18 protein-coding genes are annotated in these 18,639 nt (G+C 42.9%); 15 read left to right on the top strand and 3 right to left on the bottom strand.

Features of this window, described 5'->3' with window-relative positions; all coding sequences use genetic code 11:
* The first annotated feature begins 6 nt into the window (after positions 1 to 6).
* The 12 genes from flhF (at position 7) to KO531_RS08625 (ending at position 11,082) form a co-directional block, all read left to right on the top strand.
* Positions 7 to 1,389 carry a flagellar biosynthesis protein FlhF gene (gene flhF / locus KO531_RS08680; protein WP_113939473.1) on the top strand — a complete coding sequence of 461 codons (1,383 nt, stop codon included), beginning with the start codon at positions 7 to 9 and terminating at the stop codon, positions 1,387 to 1,389.
* Between the two features lie 4 nt (positions 1,390 to 1,393).
* Positions 1,394 to 2,275: a MinD/ParA family protein gene (locus tag KO531_RS08675; protein ID WP_006082389.1), complete on the top strand. Its 882-nt coding sequence runs from the start codon at positions 1,394 to 1,396 to the stop codon at positions 2,273 to 2,275.
* Entirely contained in the window at positions 2,268 to 2,981 is a 714-nt protein-coding gene (locus KO531_RS08670) for an RNA polymerase sigma factor FliA (RefSeq protein WP_028761175.1), read from the top strand. The genes KO531_RS08675 and KO531_RS08670 overlap by 8 nt, the downstream gene beginning before the upstream one ends.
* Before the next feature lie 47 nt (positions 2,982 to 3,028).
* Positions 3,029 to 3,412: a chemotaxis response regulator CheY gene (cheY, locus tag KO531_RS08665; protein WP_007649667.1), complete on the top strand. Its 384-nt coding sequence runs from the start codon at positions 3,029 to 3,031 to the stop codon at positions 3,410 to 3,412.
* A 13-nt stretch (positions 3,413 to 3,425) separates the two neighbouring features.
* Entirely contained in the window at positions 3,426 to 4,163 is a 738-nt protein-coding gene (locus KO531_RS08660; RefSeq protein ID WP_028761174.1) for a protein phosphatase CheZ, read from the top strand.
* A gap of 15 nt (positions 4,164 to 4,178) precedes the next feature.
* Positions 4,179 to 6,428 carry a chemotaxis protein CheA gene (locus tag KO531_RS08655; RefSeq protein WP_219250935.1) on the top strand — a complete coding sequence of 750 codons (2,250 nt, stop codon included), beginning with the start codon at positions 4,179 to 4,181 and terminating at the stop codon, positions 6,426 to 6,428.
* 20 nt (positions 6,429 to 6,448) lie between these two features.
* A complete protein-coding gene (locus tag KO531_RS08650; RefSeq protein WP_219250934.1) occupies positions 6,449 to 7,576 on the top strand; it encodes a chemotaxis response regulator protein-glutamate methylesterase in 1,128 nt (375 codons plus the stop codon).
* A gap of 13 nt (positions 7,577 to 7,589) precedes the next feature.
* Complete coding sequence (locus KO531_RS08645; RefSeq protein ID WP_219250978.1) at positions 7,590 to 8,111, top strand: membrane anchored protein in chemotaxis locus; 522 nt, start codon at positions 7,590 to 7,592, stop codon at positions 8,109 to 8,111.
* Between the two features lie 69 nt (positions 8,112 to 8,180).
* Entirely contained in the window at positions 8,181 to 8,972 is a 792-nt protein-coding gene (locus KO531_RS08640; protein WP_028761170.1) for a ParA family protein, read from the top strand.
* A complete protein-coding gene (locus KO531_RS08635; protein WP_219250933.1) occupies positions 8,956 to 9,951 on the top strand; it encodes a chemotaxis protein CheW in 996 nt (331 codons plus the stop codon). Before KO531_RS08640 ends, KO531_RS08635 begins: the two co-directional genes overlap by 17 nt.
* Positions 9,952 to 9,958: 7 nt before the next feature.
* On the top strand, positions 9,959 to 10,453 hold the full coding sequence (locus KO531_RS08630) for a chemotaxis protein CheW (protein ID WP_006082380.1): 495 nt from the start codon (positions 9,959 to 9,961) through the stop codon (positions 10,451 to 10,453).
* A gap of 230 nt (positions 10,454 to 10,683) precedes the next feature.
* On the top strand, positions 10,684 to 11,082 hold the full coding sequence (locus KO531_RS08625) for a DUF2802 domain-containing protein (RefSeq protein ID WP_028761168.1): 399 nt from the start codon (positions 10,684 to 10,686) through the stop codon (positions 11,080 to 11,082).
* A gap of 53 nt (positions 11,083 to 11,135) precedes the next feature.
* On the opposite strand, the gene KO531_RS08620 is transcribed toward KO531_RS08625, so the two are convergent.
* Positions 11,136 to 11,444: an EscU/YscU/HrcU family type III secretion system export apparatus switch protein gene (locus tag KO531_RS08620; RefSeq protein ID WP_219250932.1), complete on the bottom strand. Its 309-nt coding sequence runs from the start codon at positions 11,442 to 11,444 to the stop codon at positions 11,136 to 11,138.
* Between the two features lie 61 nt (positions 11,445 to 11,505).
* The gene (locus KO531_RS08615; RefSeq protein WP_219250931.1) at positions 11,506 to 13,413 is read right to left on the bottom strand and encodes a hypothetical protein; all 1,908 of its coding nucleotides are present in this window, start codon (positions 13,411 to 13,413) and stop codon (positions 11,506 to 11,508) included.
* 219 nt (positions 13,414 to 13,632) lie between these two features.
* Here KO531_RS08615 and KO531_RS08610 point away from each other — a divergent pair, with 219 nt between their 5' ends.
* Together KO531_RS08610 and KO531_RS08605 are read left to right on the top strand one after the other, a co-directional pair.
* Positions 13,633 to 14,418 (top strand): VacJ family lipoprotein, encoded by a 786-nt coding sequence (locus tag KO531_RS08610; RefSeq protein ID WP_028761165.1) that lies wholly within the window; start codon positions 13,633 to 13,635, stop codon positions 14,416 to 14,418.
* Positions 14,419 to 14,539: 121 nt separating this feature from the next.
* Positions 14,540 to 15,643 carry a response regulator gene (locus KO531_RS08605; RefSeq protein ID WP_219250930.1) on the top strand — a complete coding sequence of 368 codons (1,104 nt, stop codon included), beginning with the start codon at positions 14,540 to 14,542 and terminating at the stop codon, positions 15,641 to 15,643.
* 116 nt (positions 15,644 to 15,759) lie between these two features.
* On the opposite strand, the gene KO531_RS08600 is transcribed toward KO531_RS08605, so the two are convergent.
* Positions 15,760 to 17,265 carry a peptide MFS transporter gene (locus KO531_RS08600; protein ID WP_028761163.1) on the bottom strand — a complete coding sequence of 502 codons (1,506 nt, stop codon included), beginning with the start codon at positions 17,263 to 17,265 and terminating at the stop codon, positions 15,760 to 15,762.
* A 473-nt stretch (positions 17,266 to 17,738) separates the two neighbouring features.
* Between KO531_RS08600 and rfaH the strand changes: the two genes are divergently transcribed.
* A complete protein-coding gene (rfaH, locus tag KO531_RS08595) occupies positions 17,739 to 18,245 on the top strand; it encodes a transcription/translation regulatory transformer protein RfaH (protein ID WP_219250929.1) in 507 nt (168 codons plus the stop codon).
* Positions 18,246 to 18,639: the final 394 nt, after the last annotated feature.

Raw genomic sequence — 18,639 nt, 5'->3', positions numbered from 1 at the left:
GCATAAGTGAAGATTAAACGATTTTTTGCCAAAGACATGCGCGCCGCACTGGCCCAAGTGAAAGAAACACTCGGCTCAGATGCCGTCATTATGTCAAATAAAAAAGTGAACGGTGGCATCGAAATTGTCGCTGCCGTTGACTATGACGAACCTAAAGCGAAAACTGCAGCCACTGCGCCTGCACCGACCTTTATGGACGTGAGCGACGATCTCGTGTCCCTGGGTGCTAAGCAGCCAGTTCGTGTAGAAACTCGCGCTAAGCCAGCCGCACCTGCAGACTCATTACAAGCCTTACTTGAGAAGCAGCAAAGCCGTTTGAATCAACAAATGTCACATCAGCAAGTTGATGCCGAGTTACCTGCATGGGCTAAGGGCTTACAAGCCCCTACTGCTGTGAAACCAGAACGTCGTGAAGTGCCTTCCTCGTTTGATAAAAAGCCACAAACATCACAGAAACAAAGTGCTGATATTGAAGCTATGCGTGATGAATTAGCATCACTGCGTAATTTACTGACACATCAAGTATCCTCCTTGATGACGGAACATAAAAAACGCATCGATCCCGTCGGTGCTATGCTCGAAGCCAAATTGCTTGAGGCTGAATTCTCCCCTGCGGTTGCGAATAAATTAGCCGCGCTGAGTCAGCATTATACGCCAGCTGAATTAGTCAGAGCATTACCACAAAGTCTTGCGAATATGCTTGATAATCAGGGCGATGACATTGTTAAGCAGGGCGGAGTGGTTGCATTAGTTGGTCCTACTGGGGTTGGTAAAACAACGTCATTAGCTAAACTTGCTGCCCGTTTTGCGGCACATCATGGTGCTGAACATGTTGCTTTAATTACCACAGATCATTATCGCATCGGAGCCTATGAGCAATTAGCAACTTATGGCAAAATAATGGGCTGCCCAGTAAAGCAAGCTCATGATCTAAATGAATTAGAGCAAATTCTCTATCAGTTTAGGAATCGCAAGCTAGTATTGATAGATACGGCTGGCATGGGACAGCGAGATATGCGCCTTTACCAGCAACTTGATAATTTAACTGCAAATAGCAGGATACCTATCCGCAGTTATCTGGTACTGTCTGCGACAGGGCAGCGCCGTGTGCTGCAAGATGCAGTCAATCATTTTAAACGCATTCCCCTATCTGGTGTCGTTCTCACAAAACTCGATGAATCTGTGTCGTTAGCAGGGGCATTAAGTGTGTTGATCCAAAACGGATTACCATTAAGTTATATTACTGATGGACAAAGAGTTCCTGAAGATATGAAAGTTGCGGATACCCTAGATTTAGCCCAGCAGGCACTCGCAGCGTTAGATAGTACAGAACAACAATCATTACAAGACACAGCGTGGTCAGATAATATGGCCTGTGCATTTGAGTAGATTTATGACCCTGGATCAAGCAAGTGGTTTACGTATGATGAATCAACCCTATAACGAAAAAGTGAAAGTAATCGCGGTCACTGGTGGCAAAGGAGGCGTGGGTAAAACCAGCGTTTCTATTAATACTGCTGTGGCATTAGCCGAAAAAGGCAAGCGTGTCTTGGTACTTGACGCTGACCTTGGCTTAGCAAACGTCGACGTCATGCTGGGTATTCGTGCCGAGCGTAACCTCTCTCATGTTCTCTCTGGTGATGCAGAGCTTGACGATATTATCGTTCGTGGTCCAAAGGGGATAGGCATAGTACCTGCCACCTCAGGAACACAGGGGATGGTGGAATTAAGCCCGGCGCAACATGCTGGATTAATCCGCGCATTTAGTGAGATGCGGACTCAGTTTGATATTCTAGTCGTAGATACTGCTGCTGGGATCTCAGATATGGTGCTCAGTTTCTCACGTGCTTCGCAGGATGTGCTAGTCGTTGTTTGTGATGAACCCACTTCGATTACCGATGCCTACGCCCTGATTAAAATTCTCAGCCGTGAGCATGGCGTGTTCCGTTTTAAAATAGTTGCCAATATGGTGCGTAGTTTACGCGAAGGTATGGAATTATTTGCTAAACTCAGTAAAGTGACCGACAGATTTTTAGATGTTGCACTTGAATTAGTCGCCACGATTCCATTTGACGAAAACTTACGTAAATCAGTTCGTAAACAAAAATTGGTGGTTGAAGCTTATCCTAAATCACCAGCGGCAATTGCGTATCAAGGATTGGCAAATAAAATTTTGAGCTGGCCTGTGCCGCAGCAACCTGGTGGGCATTTGGAGTTTTTCGTTGAGCGTTTAGTACAACGACCAGATTTTCAAGAGGAAAAAACGAGTGAATAAAGCCGCTGCGTATACTTGTTTAGACAATAAATCGTCGATCGTTGAACAGTATGCTCCGTTGGTTAAAAGAATTGCGCATCATTTACTCGCCAGACTACCTGCATCTGTGCAGTTAGATGATTTACTCCAAGCTGGGATGATGGGGTTACTAGAAGCATCATCCAAGTTTGATGGTGGCAAAGGTGCGAAATTTGAAACCTTCGCCGGCATACGCATACGTGGAGCCATGTTAGATGAAATTCGTCGTGGCGACTGGGTCCCTCGTTCCGTTCATCGTAACAATCGTAAGGTTGCACACGCTATTGATGAGTTAGAGCAAGAACTTGGCCGTGATGCACGCGACACAGAAATTGCAGAAAAACTTGATATGACGCTCGATGAGTACCATCATATTCTTAACGATGTTTCTGTCGGAAAAATCATAGGGATAGAAGATTTAGGCGTATCTCAGGATATACTTACAGTGAGTGATCGGTCCGATGATGATTCATTTGAAGCATTAGCTGAGAACCAATTTCATTCTGCTCTGGTTGAGGCAATTAAATTATTGCCTGAAAGAGATGCATTAGTGTTATCCCTGTACTACGATGAAGCATTGAATTTAAAAGAGATTGGCGCCATTCTTGAGGTCAGTGAATCGCGGGTTAGCCAGATATTAAGTCAGGCAATGTTGCGATTGAAAGCTAAACTCAAGCACTGGACATAAGTATAATTATTAATCGAGCACAGAATGTCAGCTCACCGGAGGAAACCTTGGACAAGAATATGAAGATTCTCATTGTTGACGATTTTTCGACAATGAGGCGTATCATCAAGAACTTGTTGCGAGACTTGGGGTTTAATAACACCCAAGAAGCAGACGATGGCTCAACAGCCCTGCCGATGTTGCAAAAGGGGGATTTTGATTTTGTTGTTACAGATTGGAATATGCCTGGTATGCAAGGAATCGATCTGTTAAAAGCAATTCGCGCTGATGATTCGCTAAAGCATTTACCCGTATTAATGGTGACTGCTGAAGCAAAACGTGAACAGATTATTGCTGCCGCTCAAGCGGGAGTGAATGGTTATGTGGTTAAGCCTTTTACCGCTGCAACGCTGAAAGAGAAGTTAGATAAAATATTCGAACGACTCGCTTGAGCAAGGATGAGCTATGAAGTCACAAACATCAGGGCTCATCACGCTCGAGCAAGCTCAGCACTTAGTTGAATTATTAAGTGCAGGTGAGCAAAGTCAGGCAGATGATTTATTTCGGGAGCTTGCTGCTCCACTGCAACGAGAATTATTCGAAGAAGTAGGTAAATTAACTCGGCAACTTCATAGTGCGCTGATGGATTTTCAAGTTGATAATCGTCTTGCTGAATTAGCCAATACAGAGATCCCCGATGCCAAGCAACGTTTAAATTACGTTATTGACATGACCGAACAAGCTGCAAATAAAACCATGGATGCGGTTGAAGAATGTTTACCTTTGGCTAATGCCGTGACCGTAAATATTCAAAATGTCATGCCATCTTGGGACAGATTAATGCGACGCGAGATAGCGCTGACTGAATTTAAGGGCCTTTGTCACGATGTACAAGACCTTATGTCTCGTAGTGCAAATGACTCGACTCGATTACGTGAATTGCTTAATCAAATTTTGATGGCGCAAGATTTTCAAGACTTAACAGGACAAATAATACGTCGTGTTATTGATCTAGTAATGGAAGTAGAAAGTAATCTGGTTTCTATGCTGACGGTATTTGGTGAGCAACCTATGATTGAAAGTCAGATTGCTCAGAAAAATAATATTGAAGCAGAAGGCCCGATAATGAATGCCGAGCTTCGTCAAGATGTGGTAACGGGTCAAGACGAAGTGGATGATCTTCTATCGAGTCTGGGTTTCTAACTGGGAGTCAATTTGATGGCCTTTGATGTAGATGAAGAGATACTCCAGGACTTTTTAATCGAAGCCGGTGAAATTTTAGAGCTTCTGCAAGAGCAACTCGTTGCGCTTGAAAATAATCCTGATGATACTAACTTGCTGAACGCCATTTTTCGAGGTTTTCATACCGTTAAAGGTGGTGCTGGCTTTCTTAGCTTAACTCCCATGGTGGATGTTTGTCATGAGGCTGAGAATACCTTCGATTTATTGCGGACAGGCAAGCGTAGCGTTAACGCAGAGTTGATGGATATTATTTTGCAGGCTGTTGATGCAATTAATACCATGTTTGCGCAAACCCAGCAGGGCGAGCAACAAGACCCCGCTGATTCAGGTTTGCTAGCGAGACTTAAAATGCTCAGTTCAGGTGCGCCTTTGCCATCTGAAGTCGCTTCCGCCAAGGTTGCAGAGCCAGAACCTGTTGTTGAAGTCATTATTGATACTCCTACCCTTCAAGAAATCCCTGCAGATATAAGTGATTACTCATCTTCCATTGAAAATACATCTTCAAGTATCGATGATATCAATGATGCTGAATTTGAAGCTTTATTGGATGCGCTTCATGGTTCAGGAAAGGGACCTGCGGTCGCTGCTACCACATTTGTATCTGAACCCGTTGCTGCAAAGCCTGCTGCACCAACTAAAACACCTTCAACATCAGGTGATGACATCACTGATGATGAGTTCGAGGCGTTACTGGATGAACTTCATGGCTCAGGTAAATTTAAAGCTGAGGCTGAAGTGCCTGTTAAGCCTAAGGTTGTGGCAACACCTGCGCCTCAACCGATTGTAGATGCTGATGAAATTACTGATGATGAGTTTGAGCGATTACTCGATGAACTCCATGGGAAAGGCGGAGCACCTGCGAAAGCCGAAGTTACAGCGCCTACACCCCCTGTTGCGACCGTAGCACCTACTGCTGCACCACATGCTCCTGCGCCAGTTAAAGCCGCAGTACCAGCTCCTGCTCCAGTCGTTGCTGCAAAACCTAAGGTGGAAATTGCGGTTGTCGATAAAGCACCTGCTAAGGCTAGCTCTGCGAATGTGCCTCAGGGTGAAACAACAGTACGTGTAGATACCGCACGACTCGACCAGATCATGAATATGGTGGGTGAGTTAGTGTTAGTGCGTAATCGATTGGTGAGCTTAGGCATCAGCCGTGATGATGAGGAGATGTCGAAAGCTCTCGCGAACTTAGATCTCGTTACTGCCGATTTGCAAGGCGCTGTGATGAAAACCCGTATGCAACCGATCAAGAAAGTGTTTGGTCGTTTTCCTCGGGTGGTACGTGATCTTGCTCGTACACTAAACAAAGAAATTGATTTGATCATGGTCGGTGAAGAAACTGACTTAGATAAAAACCTCGTTGAAGCGCTTGCCGATCCACTCGTCCACTTAGTGCGTAACTCTGTGGACCATGGTATCGAGATGCCAAACGAGCGTGAAGCTAGTGGTAAGCCAAGAACGGGAACGATTACCTTATCTGCAAGTCAGGAAGGCGACCATATACTGCTGAAAATCGAAGACGATGGCGCAGGCATGGATCCTGAAAAACTCAAAAAAATCGCCATAAACCGTGGTGTGCTCGATGAAGATTCTGCTTCGCGAATGACAGACAGCGAAGCCTACAATTTGATTTTTGCACCAGGTTTTTCAACTAAAGTTGAGATTTCAGATATTTCAGGCCGTGGTGTTGGGATGGACGTGGTAAAAACTCGTATCACCCAGCTGAATGGCACTGTACATATTGATTCCATGAAAGGTAAGGGAACGATACTTGAGATTAAAGTACCGCTAACACTGGCGATTATGCCAACCTTAATGGTCGATGTCGCTAAACAAGTGTTTGCATTACCTCTATCTAGCGTGAATGAGATTTTCCATCTCGATCTCACAAAAACTAATATTGTTGATGGGCAACTGACTGTCATAGTACGTAATAAGGCCGTACCTTTGTTCTATTTGGAACACTGGCTACATAGAAACAAAACGACCTTTAAACATGGCGATAAAAAGCATGGTCATGTGGTTATCGTGCAATTAGGCATGATGCAAATTGGTTTTGTAGTGGATGCCTTAATAGGACAAGAAGAGGTCGTTATTAAACCTCTTGGCGCTATGTTACATGGCACACCTGGGATGGCTGGTGCGACAATTACATCGGATGGTGGTATTGCACTGATCTTAGATGTTCCTGGATTGCTAAAGCATTATGCGAAAAGTAAGAATTAGTTTCCAAGCTAAGGAATGGAATGGCCATTAAAGTATTAGTCGTTGATGACTCAAGTTTTTTCAGACGACGTGTTAGTGAAATAGTCAATCAAGATCCTGAACTGGAAGTTATCGCGACGGCCTCAAATGGGGCCGAAGCGGTGAAGTTGGCTGCTGAGCTTAATCCCCAAGTTATCACTATGGATATTGAGATGCCTGTCATGGATGGTATTACTGCTGTTCGTGAGATCATGGCTAAGTGTCCGACTCCGATCTTGATGTTTTCTTCTTTAACCCATGATGGCGCTAAAGCAACGTTAGACGCTTTAGATGCTGGTGCATTAGATTTTCTGCCTAAACGTTTTGAAGATATTGCGACCAACAAAGATGATGCCATTTTATTGTTGCAACAAAGAGTTAAGGCATTGGGACGACGCAGAATGTTTCGTCCGATTGCACGTCCTGTGGTCGCGCCAACACCTAGCGTGCGTCCAACAGGTAGCGTTTTAGGTACAACGAGTATATCGGCTCATACGCCTGTCGCAGCTCCTGTTAGAACCTCAACGGCAACGACGATTCGTGCAAGTGGTAAACAGTATAAATTATTGCTGATCGGTACATCTACTGGTGGTCCGGTTGCGCTGCAAAAAATACTCACGCAGTTTCCGGCAAACTATCCGCATCCTATTTTATTAATCCAGCATATGCCTGCTGCCTTTACCCCTGCATTTGCGAGTCGTTTAAATGGCTTATGTAAGATTGAAGTGAAAGAGGCCGCTAATGGCGATTTTCTTAAACCGGGTTGCGCATATTTAGCGCCAGGTGGTATGCAAATGATGGTTGAACGTACTGGAGCAAGTGGCCGATTAAAAGTTATCACAGGCAGTGCTGATATGAATTATAAGCCCTGTGTGGATATCACCTTTGCTTCTGCTTCTAAAGCCTTTAGTGGTGATGTGCTTGCTGTTGTATTAACTGGCATGGGGGCGGATGGCAGAGAAGGCGCACGTATGTTGAAAGCTGTAGGCGCAACCATTTGGGCGCAAGATGAAGCCAGTTGTGTGGTTTATGGTATGCCACAAGCCGTTGCGAGTGCAGGGATTGCCACCCAGTCGATAGCCTTAGATAACATGGCCGAATGTATTTTAAAAGAGTCTGTTCGTGTCTAAAAATCAATATCCGATGAGCACAAATAGTGTGCTCATCATCTTGTTGATGGGCATAGCCATTTTGGTTCTTGGTGCCTTAAGCCTAGATTACAAGCGTAAGAATAGTTTACTGCAGGCGGATGTAAAACGTTTGGAATCGACTCAGGTGCTGTTAATGGTACCTGACGAACAGGCTGAAGCCATTGCAACTTGGTTAGCGTCTCATCCCGATCAGACTAAAGCAATGTTGCAATTAGCGGCTCCTGGTGAGCAGAAGGCTGTAGCGATTGGTCCTGAGCCGGTACAAAATAGCATTCCGCCTTTGCTGGGCAAACCAGATACTGAAATAGATACGGCGAAGGAAAAAACTAATCTGGAATCCTCTATTCCTAAACAGCTTCAAGCGCCAGAAAAAGAGGTTAAAGCTGTTTCTCAGACAATTGCCCCCCAAAATGCAGAGATGCTGCCCGTGGTGATATCTGAGAATGCCGATGGTGTCAAAGTGATTAGTTTGCCCAATGGCGGCATTCGAGTCACGACCAGAAAAGATCAGTAATTTTTAGAATTTGTGAACTCACAATTTTCTAGTTCATTAGCATATTAACCAGTATAGGTAGGTCACTTCTTGAAAGTCTGGACCATAGCGAATCAAAAAGGTGGCGTAGGTAAAACCACGACGGTAGCGAGTTTAGCGGGAACATTAGCTAAGCGTGGTAAGCGTGTTCTTATGATAGATACCGATCCACATGCTTCGTTAGGTTATTACTTAGGTATTGATTCTGAAGAGGTTCCAGGCTCGTTGTTTGATGTTTTTCTTGCCCATAAAAACCTTTCTAAGGAACTCGTTTTATCCCATGTTGTGCCAACCTTAGTCGATGGTTTGGATTTATTGCCTGCAACTATGGCATTGGCTACCTTAGACAGAGCCTTAGGTCATCAAGAAGGAATGGGATTAGTATTACGTAATTTATTAGCACTGGTTGCTGATGATTATGATGTTGCTATCGTTGATTGCCCACCCGTACTCGGGGTATTAATGGTCAATGCGCTTGCGGCAAGTCAGCATATCATTATTCCTGTGCAGACGGAGTTTCTTGCCATTAAAGGGCTAGAGCGGATGATTAAAACGATGGAGTTAATGGGCCGATCTAAGAAGACGCGCTACAGTTACACTGTTGTGCCTACCATGTACGATAAACGCACTAAAGCATCACCTGCGGCTTTGCAAGTTCTTGGTGCCGAATACAGTGATACTTTGTGGAAAGACGTTATTCCAGTAGACACTAAGTTTAGAGATGCCAGTTTGGCACATTTACCAGCATCGCATTATGCGAGTGGTTGCCGCGGCGTTAAAGCCTATGAAAGATTATTAGATTTCTTATTAGTTGGGGAGTTTGGCCATGTCAAAATCGGTTGATGAAACTGTTTTTGATTTTTTCGCATTATTGCTGCAGGAAGACGACAGTCCAAACCAGATTGTTTCCCCTCAAAGCATTGTAAAAGCAGACTCAAATCAAAATGTTGCCGTTAATCAAACGGAGGCAGCATTGCTCGATGCGGCAATTTTGGCTGAAAATGGTCGCACTGCAGCACCGCAGAATGTAGAGAAGGCCATAACGCCTATTGCGCAGTTGCAGCCAAAAGCGGCGCCAAGACAACATGAGTTTGTTGCTCCGGTAAGCCAGGTTGTAGCTCAAGTGAATAAGCAAGCGTTAGAGAAATTACTAGCGCCAGTACTAAAGACTGCAAGGTTAGAACCGATACCACCTTCAGTAGAGATAGCGCCACCTATTGATGTTCAACCTGTTGTGGTGGAAGTACCACAAGCTCAGCCTGTTGTTAATGAAACCTTTGTTAATGAAATCGTTGAGCCAGTGGTTGTGCCAGAAACACAAGTCGGCATTACGCCTCCGAGTGTGACAAAAGATTTGCAAGAAGTGCTCGATGATGAGTTTCAGGTACTATTCTTTAAAGTAGCAGGGCTGACATTGGCCGTGCCTTTGGTGAGTTTAGGCGGAATAGTAAAAGTTGAGCGGATAAACCACATCTTTGGTCGACCCGCATGGTTTCTTGGTGTACAGACGCATAGGGAGGAGCAATTGAACATTGTTGATACTTGTGCGTGGGTTATGCCAGAAAAATACACAGATAAACTGGCGCAATCAGTAAATTATCAATATCTTGTATTATTAGAAGGCAGTAACTGGGGATTGACTTGTGAGTCCTTGGTCAATGCGGTAAAAATTAATAAGTCGCAAGTCAACTGGCGTAGTCAAGCGGGTAAACGCCCTTGGTTAGCCGGTGTAGTAAAAGAACAGATGTGTGGCATTTTGCACGTACAAGCCTTAGTTGAAATGCTTAATGCGGGTTTAGGTTGTCAGGACTCAATTGGTTGAGGTAAACATGAAAGATACAAGAAATGTAGCAGCAGTCGCTGCAAGTAAAGATGATGCGGTATTACAATGGGTTACCTTTAAGTTGGACCATGAAACTTACGGTATCAACGTAATGCAAGTGCAGGAAGTGCTGCGTTATACTGAAATTGCCCCCGTACCAGGTGCCCCCTATTATGTTCTAGGCATCATTAACTTGCGTGGTAATGTTGTCACTGTAATTGATACTCGCTCACGTTTTGGATTGCAGTCTGCTGAAGTTGATGATTCAACCCGAATCGTTATCATCGAAGCTGAAAAGCAGGTCATTGGTATCTTAGTTGATAGTGTTGCAGAAGTGGTTTATTTGCGCCGCTCTGAAATTGACAATGCGCCTAATGTTGGAACGGAAGAGAGTGCTAAGTTTATTCAAGGCGTGAGCAACCGCGACAATGAATTACTTATCTTAGTTGATCTCGACAAATTATTGTCCGACGAAGAATGGGCCGAGTTGACTCAGATCTAATCAATGAGTGTGATAAGGCTGAATGATTAGAATTCATTCAGCCATTTTGTTTATTTGCGAATAAATCGATGATGTTGAGTATTTACGATTTATGGGTAGACGAAGTCTTTTTATCATAGCTTGAACAATGGCCAATTATATTGGTGACGTTAAGTGAGCACTTTGGAATAGATAATTCAATTGTAAGCCAGCTCCAAATCTATGGCTTTGAGTGAGTATAAGGATTTTTGATGGGCGATGAATTTTTGATCGCAGCGTTAGTCTATGTCATCGCATGCTTAGGGTTAGTACTCTTTTTACAAAAGCAATTGAGTAAATTAAGAAGCAAAGTTGAGGCATTGACTGTGTTAGTTAAAGAGGGCGATCGGCAGCGAGAGTCTTTTAAACGCGAATTGCAAGAATTACGCAGTGGCACAATCGGTGTAGGCCGTCGTGTTATTGAATTAGAGAAACGCATATTGCAACAGTCTGAACGGATTGAAGAGACGACTCAACAGGATCCACAGGCAAAACTTTATACTCGAGCCATGAAGATGGTCGCGCTTGGTGCTGGCGTTGACGAGTTGATTAAGGAATGCGAATTACCTAAAGCTGAAGCCGAGCTGTTGATCCGTCTGCATCGTAAGTAATCAGTAGCCAATTGAACACTAAAAGCTAATTTTTCTTAATTAGCTTTTTTATTTTATGCCTTCTCGACAATTTTTTTATGCATATTATTCCATTGTTCAGGAAATTTACCGTCGAGCATATACACAAATGCAATCAGTTCGGCGATAAGCAGGTAAAGCTCTTTGGGAATTTCCTCTCCTAACTCTAGCAATTGCAAAAAATGGCTCAGATGAGGATCTTGATGGATATAAACGCCGTTAGCCTTAGCTAAGGCAATAATTTCTTCTGCGATAAGCCCTTCACCAGTCGCGACTATTTTAGGAGCGTTACGGCCATCGTAGCTCAGTGCGACAGCTTGTTTAGGTCCACTCTCTTCGCTCATATCGTTATTTCCAATGTTTTGTATAATGAACTCAATATTAGTGTTGGAACATTGTCACTCATTAAGCTTTTGTCTTTACGAGGAAATGATCACCAGGTAATAAGGTTGCTGGTACTTGCGCTATTTGAGTTGATAGTTCACCAGGCGTAAAACCCAGTTGTGATAGTTTTTGGCTTAAGGGCGTTAAAAAGTTATTAACCTTATTAAGTAGTATCTGACTATTGCCTTTAAACTGGATATCTAATTGTTGATTGTGGTTTTGGGCTGAAATCAGCAGAGGTCCTTGTGCTAGATTAAACTTCAGTTGTAAACGCCATCCAATTTTTTTATCTGGGTCATCAGGATCGGCTTCTTGCTCAAATTTCCCTTCCAGTTGCTCCTGTCGTTGGTTAATGCCATAGGGCAGGGCGAAGAACCACACCAAATTGCCAGCGCTCTCATTACTTGCCTGTTGGTATAAATGCAGGTTAGAGGCTAATAGTCCCATGCTATCAAGGCCTCCTGCTTTGCTCAGTTGCCCAAGAAGTTTAGTGGAGAAGCCCACTTTAGCTTGTAACTGTTCAAGGTAGTCGGCAAGCTTTTTGCTCACGGAATTCGAATTGTTATTGGCTTTAAAGCCAAGTAGCAGCTGAAAAAGTGAGGTTATTGCACTCCCATTCATGAGCATTGAGGCTTGATTTGATTGAGGCGTAGCAAGATTTAGACTCGCTAGACCGAGAATATTGGCTTTGAGTTCATCGATATCATTTAATTGGCTCAGTGGTGGCAGCCCTAAATGCGGTAGGTGTTTCAATAACTCAGATGCTAAATTCGAGCTGCTATTAGAACGAGATAACTCAATAGGAAGTGCCCCCGCTTTATTGAACGCTTTTTGTAAGACATCAGCCACTTTTATCGAAGTGTCAGTCTTAGCATCATTGTCTTGTTGTTCACTCTTTTGGCTACTGGATCCTAAAATATTATTAAGTTTGTTTATGTCTGTAGGACTCACACTTAGGATTTCTTGTGATGTTTTTGAGCTTTGAGACAACCCGTTTTTGCTATTTACGTTTTCACCCATTTGTGATGCTGGTGATTGACCCACAAGCCGATTTTCAAGGGCTGAGTTTTGAGTGCTGATCTGACCTAAGTCTTTAGTTGTTGGCGTTATGACTTGCGCGTTAGAGATATTCTGTGAGCCAGTCGCAGTAGGCGCTGATGGAACATCACCTTTATTTTGAAGCTGCATAATATCGACTTTAGCCGTGATAATTTGTTTTGTGGGCTCAGGTAAAAAGTTGATATTTTCGAGTTTTTTTAGAAAGGACGCAATGATCTGGGCTGGTTCAATTTTCGCGATCACAAGATCAGAAGATGGTTTATTTGTGGGAACCTGAGTTTCATTTACTGGCGCCCCAATTATGATTTCGAGTTTGCTCTGTATTGGGGTGAGTAATAAAATAGGGCGCCCTTGTTGAAAGGCTATTTTCGCAATGAATTCACCTTGATTCAGCTGGGGTCCAGGATCTTGTGCTACAACGGTACCATTAGCAAATTGAAGCTCCTTGTTAACTATAGTGACGTTGGGTAATGGATAGCCCTGTGTGCGAGCCGCGAGTGCAGAAAGCTGCGTCTGAGAGATGCCATTTTGTTGTGCCAGATTGATCACTGCCTCAGGAATTTTCAGTACGAGAGGTATAGCTAACGCAAGTAGTTGGCTAGTGGAGTTTTGCACTATCTTAGTTGGAGTTGAACTGTTCTGCGCATTGGGCGTGACTAAAAAGCTATTAGCAGTCAACAATATTTGCCGCTGTTGAGCATTAACTAGCTTTAAATTATATTCTGTACCGTTTAGAATAATACTATCTCCCTCAGGTGATGTTTGCACCTGAACTGGAATGGGGCGTGGAGTAGCATTGAGGGCATCAGTGTTAGCCATCGCAGTGTGTAACTGCGAATTTTGACTGCTGACAAGTGGAATCGACTCCATTTAATGACCTTATATAGTTTATCCTGCGATACATTCGTTTAGTAAAATTAACAATTGACCAATTTTTTTTGCCAAGTATGCTTATGCGCCTTGTGACAAAGGAACTGTCATACTGGATAGTATGCCACTAAGACGAATTATCTTTATATCGTCATTTTTGTATTGTCACTTTAGCGAAAATTTGATGTCTAAACTGTACATTTATATTAAGAGAGCGATATGAAGTTAAAATGGATGGGATTATCTTTGGGGTTAATGCTGTTGCCTAAAGTGCAATCGGCTGAAGTATCCCTATCAGATACCATTCAGCAGGAAACACCTGCTAAGGTACAAATTACCTATGATGATCCCCGCGATCCGTTCGAAGGCTTTAACCGAGCTATGTGGGACTTCAACTATCTCTACCTAGATAGATATTTATATCGTCCTGTAGCCCATGGTTATAACGATTATATTCCTACACCTGCTAAAACAGGTATCAATAACTTTGTGCAGAATTTAGAGGAACCTAGCAGCTTAGTAAACAATGTGCTGCAGGGCAAGTGGGGCTGGGCGGCTAATGCTGGTGGACGCTTTACAATCAATTCTACTGTCGGCTTATTAGGTGTCATTGATGTTGCTGACATGATGGGTATGAGCCGCAAGCAAGATGAGTTTAATGAAGTGCTCGGTTATTATGGGGTGCCTAATGGACCTTACTTCATGGCGCCATTTGCGGGTCCTTATGTTGTGCGAGAACTCGCGTCTGATTGGGTTGATGGTCTATACTTCCCATTGTCTGAGTTAACAATGTGGCAATCCATTGTTAAATGGGGACTTAAAAACCTTCATTCTAGAGCATCAGCAATCGATCAAGAGCGACTTGTTGATAATGCACTCGATCCCTATGCCTTTGTCAAAGATGCATATTTACAGCACATGGACTATAAAGTCTATGATGGTAATGTCCCTCAAAAGCAAGATGATGATGAGTTGCTCGATCAGTATATGCAGGAGCTTGAGTAACCCTATTGGCCGTACTTGGCAGCATTTGTCTTTAGTCATCAAATGCTAGCCTTGTTAAATTTTGTTATTGGCATATTCACTTGAGTAATGGCTATGCGATGAACTTTATTCGGGAACCTTTATGGCGTTAAATGGTGTTGCGGTTCTTTTAGTTGAAGATGACCCCGTGTTTAGGCAGATTGTTGCAAGCTTTCTCGATAGCAGAGGTGCGCAAGTCACACAAGCCTGTGATGGTGAACAAGGATTGTCAGTTTTTAAATCGCAGCGCTTCGATATTGTTCTTGCAGACTTGAGTATGCCTAAGCTCGGTGGGCTTGATATGCTTAAGGAAATGACAAGATTAGCGCCTTTAGTGCCTTCTATCGTGATCTCGGGTAATAATGTCATGGCTGACGTCGTTGAAGCCTTACGCATTGGCGCAAGTGATTATCTCGTTAAGCCAGTATCTGATTTATTTATTATTGAACAAGCCATTAAACAAAGCCTTCATAGTTCCTACATTGATGATACTCAAGCCGCAGATTTTGACGCACTATCCCACCAAGAATTAAGTGATAATCTAGCATTGCTTGAGCAAAGTGTTGCTGCGGCAAAACAAGTTCAGCAACAACTCTTTCCCGCTTCAAATATTAGTTATCCGGCAGCCAAGGTTGACTATAGCCTTTATAAAAATAGCGATATAAGCAGTTATTTCATTGATTCAACTATGGTAGGTAGTGATTACCTGATTATGTACATGGCCCATTTGTACCCAGAGGATAATCGAGCTGCGTTTGCCTGCGTTCTGCTGAGAAGTTTTGTTAATCAGAAGCTTAAAGATTTTAGGAATGGTCAGAGTCAAAGCATTATTGAACCCTTTAACATGATGAGCTATTTGAACGAGCGTTTAGTGAAATCTGGTCTCGATATTAAAGCCGATATGATTTATGTTGCCATTGAGCTAACTAAGTACCGTGCTGCTATTGCACAGGCGGGTAAGGGGTTGCGTTGTTATCTGCGTAATGACGAGGGATTAAGCCCGTTAGCACTGTCTGAGAGTCTGCAGCTTGGCGTGTTAGACTGGGGTAAACCGAGCATTCAGTTCCGCAGTATTTTACCGCAAGAACAGTTATGTATTGCGACAAGTGAGCCTGAGCATAAACAAGCTTTACTTGATAACAAGTTTAAGGGCTTAGTCTATGATGCAACGCTACCTGCTGGTGGTTTTCTACAGTTAAGCTTTTAGTTTTTAGACGCTTTGACGAAATTGAGTATATAACCGAGTAGCTGACTTAACAAAACGCCTTACTCTTGCGAGTAAGGCGTTTTGTTTTAACAATCAAAAACAGTCGAACAGGATTATTAACGTTTTATCGCTTCATGTTCAGCCGTCACTGCAATTTCGCTTTCTAAGGCTTCGGCTTCAGTATGATGCTTGGTTTCTGCGCCATGCATCCAATCGACTAATTTGTCAGCCATAAAATACAGGATCACGCCAGACAGAGCCGCTGTAATCGCGATACCAGCAAAAATTGACATAGCATTAGCAAGTTGTTCCTCTTTGCCACCACCGTGACCAATCAAAGAGCCTACGACCCCAGCAACCTTGTTCGCCATCGCAATAAACAGGAACCAAGCGCCCATCATCAAAGAGGCAATACGCAGTGGAGCAAGTTTAGTCACCATAGATAAGCCAATAGGTGACAAACATAATTCACCCATAGTATGGAAGAAATAAGCACCCACTAACCACCACATGCTTGATTTAGCTGTAGGATCGCTACCCATCTCAACCACAGCGCCAATCATGAACAAGAAGCCAATCGCCAATAAGAACAAACCTAAGGCAAATTTCACTGGCGAATTAGGTTCATTTTTACCTAAACGGATCCAGATAGAAGCAATTACAGGGGCAAATAACACAATAAAAATAGCGTTTAGCGATTGGAAATAAGTCGTGGGCACTTCCCAAGTACCTATGTAACGGTCAGTAAACTCATTGGTAAATAAGTTCATTAACCCGCCCGCTTGTTCAAAGCCCGCCCAGAAAATAATAGTGAACAAACCCAGCACCATAATTACCTTGAGACGATCACGCTCAATTTTAGTAAGTGGTTCTTTACGGGTATTGCCTAGCTTAGCCTGGCGTTCACGTTCTAGCTTGGCCGCTGGCACGGTACCAATGTTACCTAACAGTTTTTGAGCAAATAAAAATTGAATCACCAGCGACAGCAGCATACCAATACCAGCACAGAAGAAACCTGCCTGCCAGTTATTAACAAAAACCTCTTGGCCATTAACCATTTCAGTGTGGCCAAAGCTAGTATAAGCCCAAGCAACAATAAAGCCGGATAATGCCGCACCTAAATTGATTCCCATATAGAAAATAGTAAATGCACCATCGCGACGGTGATCACCTTCCTCGTAGAGATCGCCCACCATAGTGGAAATGTTCGGCTTAAATAAACCATTACCCAGAATGAGGGTACCTAAACCGATATAAAAAATGGTCGTTTCAATACCTGGAAACCAAGCATGAGGCGCAGCTAGCATAAATTGGCCTGCCGCCATTAACGCACCACCAAAATAAATGGCTTTGCGCTGACCCAGAAAATTATCAGCTAACCAACCACCAATCAGCGGCGTTAAATACACTAACGCAGTAAAAGTACCATACAAGGATAAAGCGTCAGCTTGGCTAAATCCTAAGCCGCCACCGCCTTGTTTACCCACCTGATCAACTAAATACAGTACCAAAATGGCACGCATTGCATAATAACTAAATCGTTCCCAAAGTTCTGTTGTAAACAGCAAGAACAATCCCTTGGGATGCCCAAGCATCGTTCCTTGTGGTTTTGCTACGCTCATGAAGTCTTCCACCTTAAGCTCGTGATTGCCTGTGGGCCCCTGAAACAGGATGATGTCACCACAGAAAAATGGTTGTTGCTCGTCCCAATATCGCCTGCAAGTTTAATCAACCATTAATTCGCGCTTATAGCATTCATTAATTGTTGAATAACCGCTAGTTACGTATGGGTTATTGTTACGTTCTTATAATAAAAGTAATGTGTTTAGCAGTAAAATGGGTATTTTCGCTAAAATCCCACCTTATATACCCCTTAAAAGCAACCAAAGTCAATTTTGGTAAGCTAAGTGGTGACATTATCAGCAGTATAGTGTTGTGATTTTAATTATGAATTAGTTAATGTGAGTGTCATTGTATGCATACCGAGCGAGAGACTGGAATAGTCGAAAAATTACTTCCACCGACTTGAGCATCTTTGCTATGATTGCGACCCGTGAATGGACGTCACTTATTTATAGGGTAGTGAGATTAGCTTATGAAGGCATGGTACCTTTTGTATTGTAAACCTCGTAGTGAAGCGAGAGCACAACAGAACTTAGCACTTCAAAATTTAGAGACGTATTTGCCTATGGTCTCTGAAGAGAAATCTCAGCGCGGGCGCAAACAAGTCTGTCGTGTACCACTCTTTCCTAATTATTTATTCATCAATTTTGACCCAAGTCAGACAAGTGTCAGGCAGGTCCATTCTACTCGTGGCGTTAATCGAATCGTCAATTGTCAAGAGAAAATGACGCCCATTGACGACAGAATTATCCATGCCATTCGCATGAAAGAACTAACGCCTTCCCAAACAGTATTAGCCGAAGCATTAGAGCTAAAAACGGGGGAGAAAATTCGTTTTACTGATGGCCCTTTTGTTGATCTCGAAGGCATTTTTCAAGAAAAATGCCCAAATAAACGTTGCCATGTTCTTTTTAACATTATGGGGCAGATAAAGACGGTTACTGTACCACAGCAAAGTGTAGAACGAATTTGTGTTTAAGTGCGTAAGTACAAACCTATTTGTAAGAATAATGCTCAGTATTCTGTAAGATATTAGCTATCCTTGAAGTTGATAAAGTATTTACCAAAGTGGCAAGGTGCTTAATATTTAATTAAAAATCAATTGGTTGGTTTTGTTTAAGGTTTGTTGTTATATTTTTAAAATGTAACCTGTTAAGGTGTGATCTTAAAAACGGCTGTTTGAACATTAAGTGTTCTATCGTTAGTGAATCTTTGAAGTAAGATTCTATAATCATAAAGTTAGAATATAAGCTCTTATCTTATGTGTTTGCATCCTATGGTTAAGGTATTTTGCTAGCGTAACTAGATTTAGTTTCGCCCTGTAACTGGATGAGTGTAGAGCTTAACTATTCTTATAAAGTAGTTTATGTAAA

Source organism: Shewanella sp. NKUCC06_TVS (assembly GCF_019345515.1).
In the GTDB taxonomy this organism is placed as follows: Bacteria; Pseudomonadota; Gammaproteobacteria; order Enterobacterales; family Shewanellaceae; genus Shewanella; species Shewanella oncorhynchi.
The sequence above is the reverse complement of the archived record's forward strand: the minus strand, read 5'-3'. Positions and strand labels throughout refer to the sequence as shown.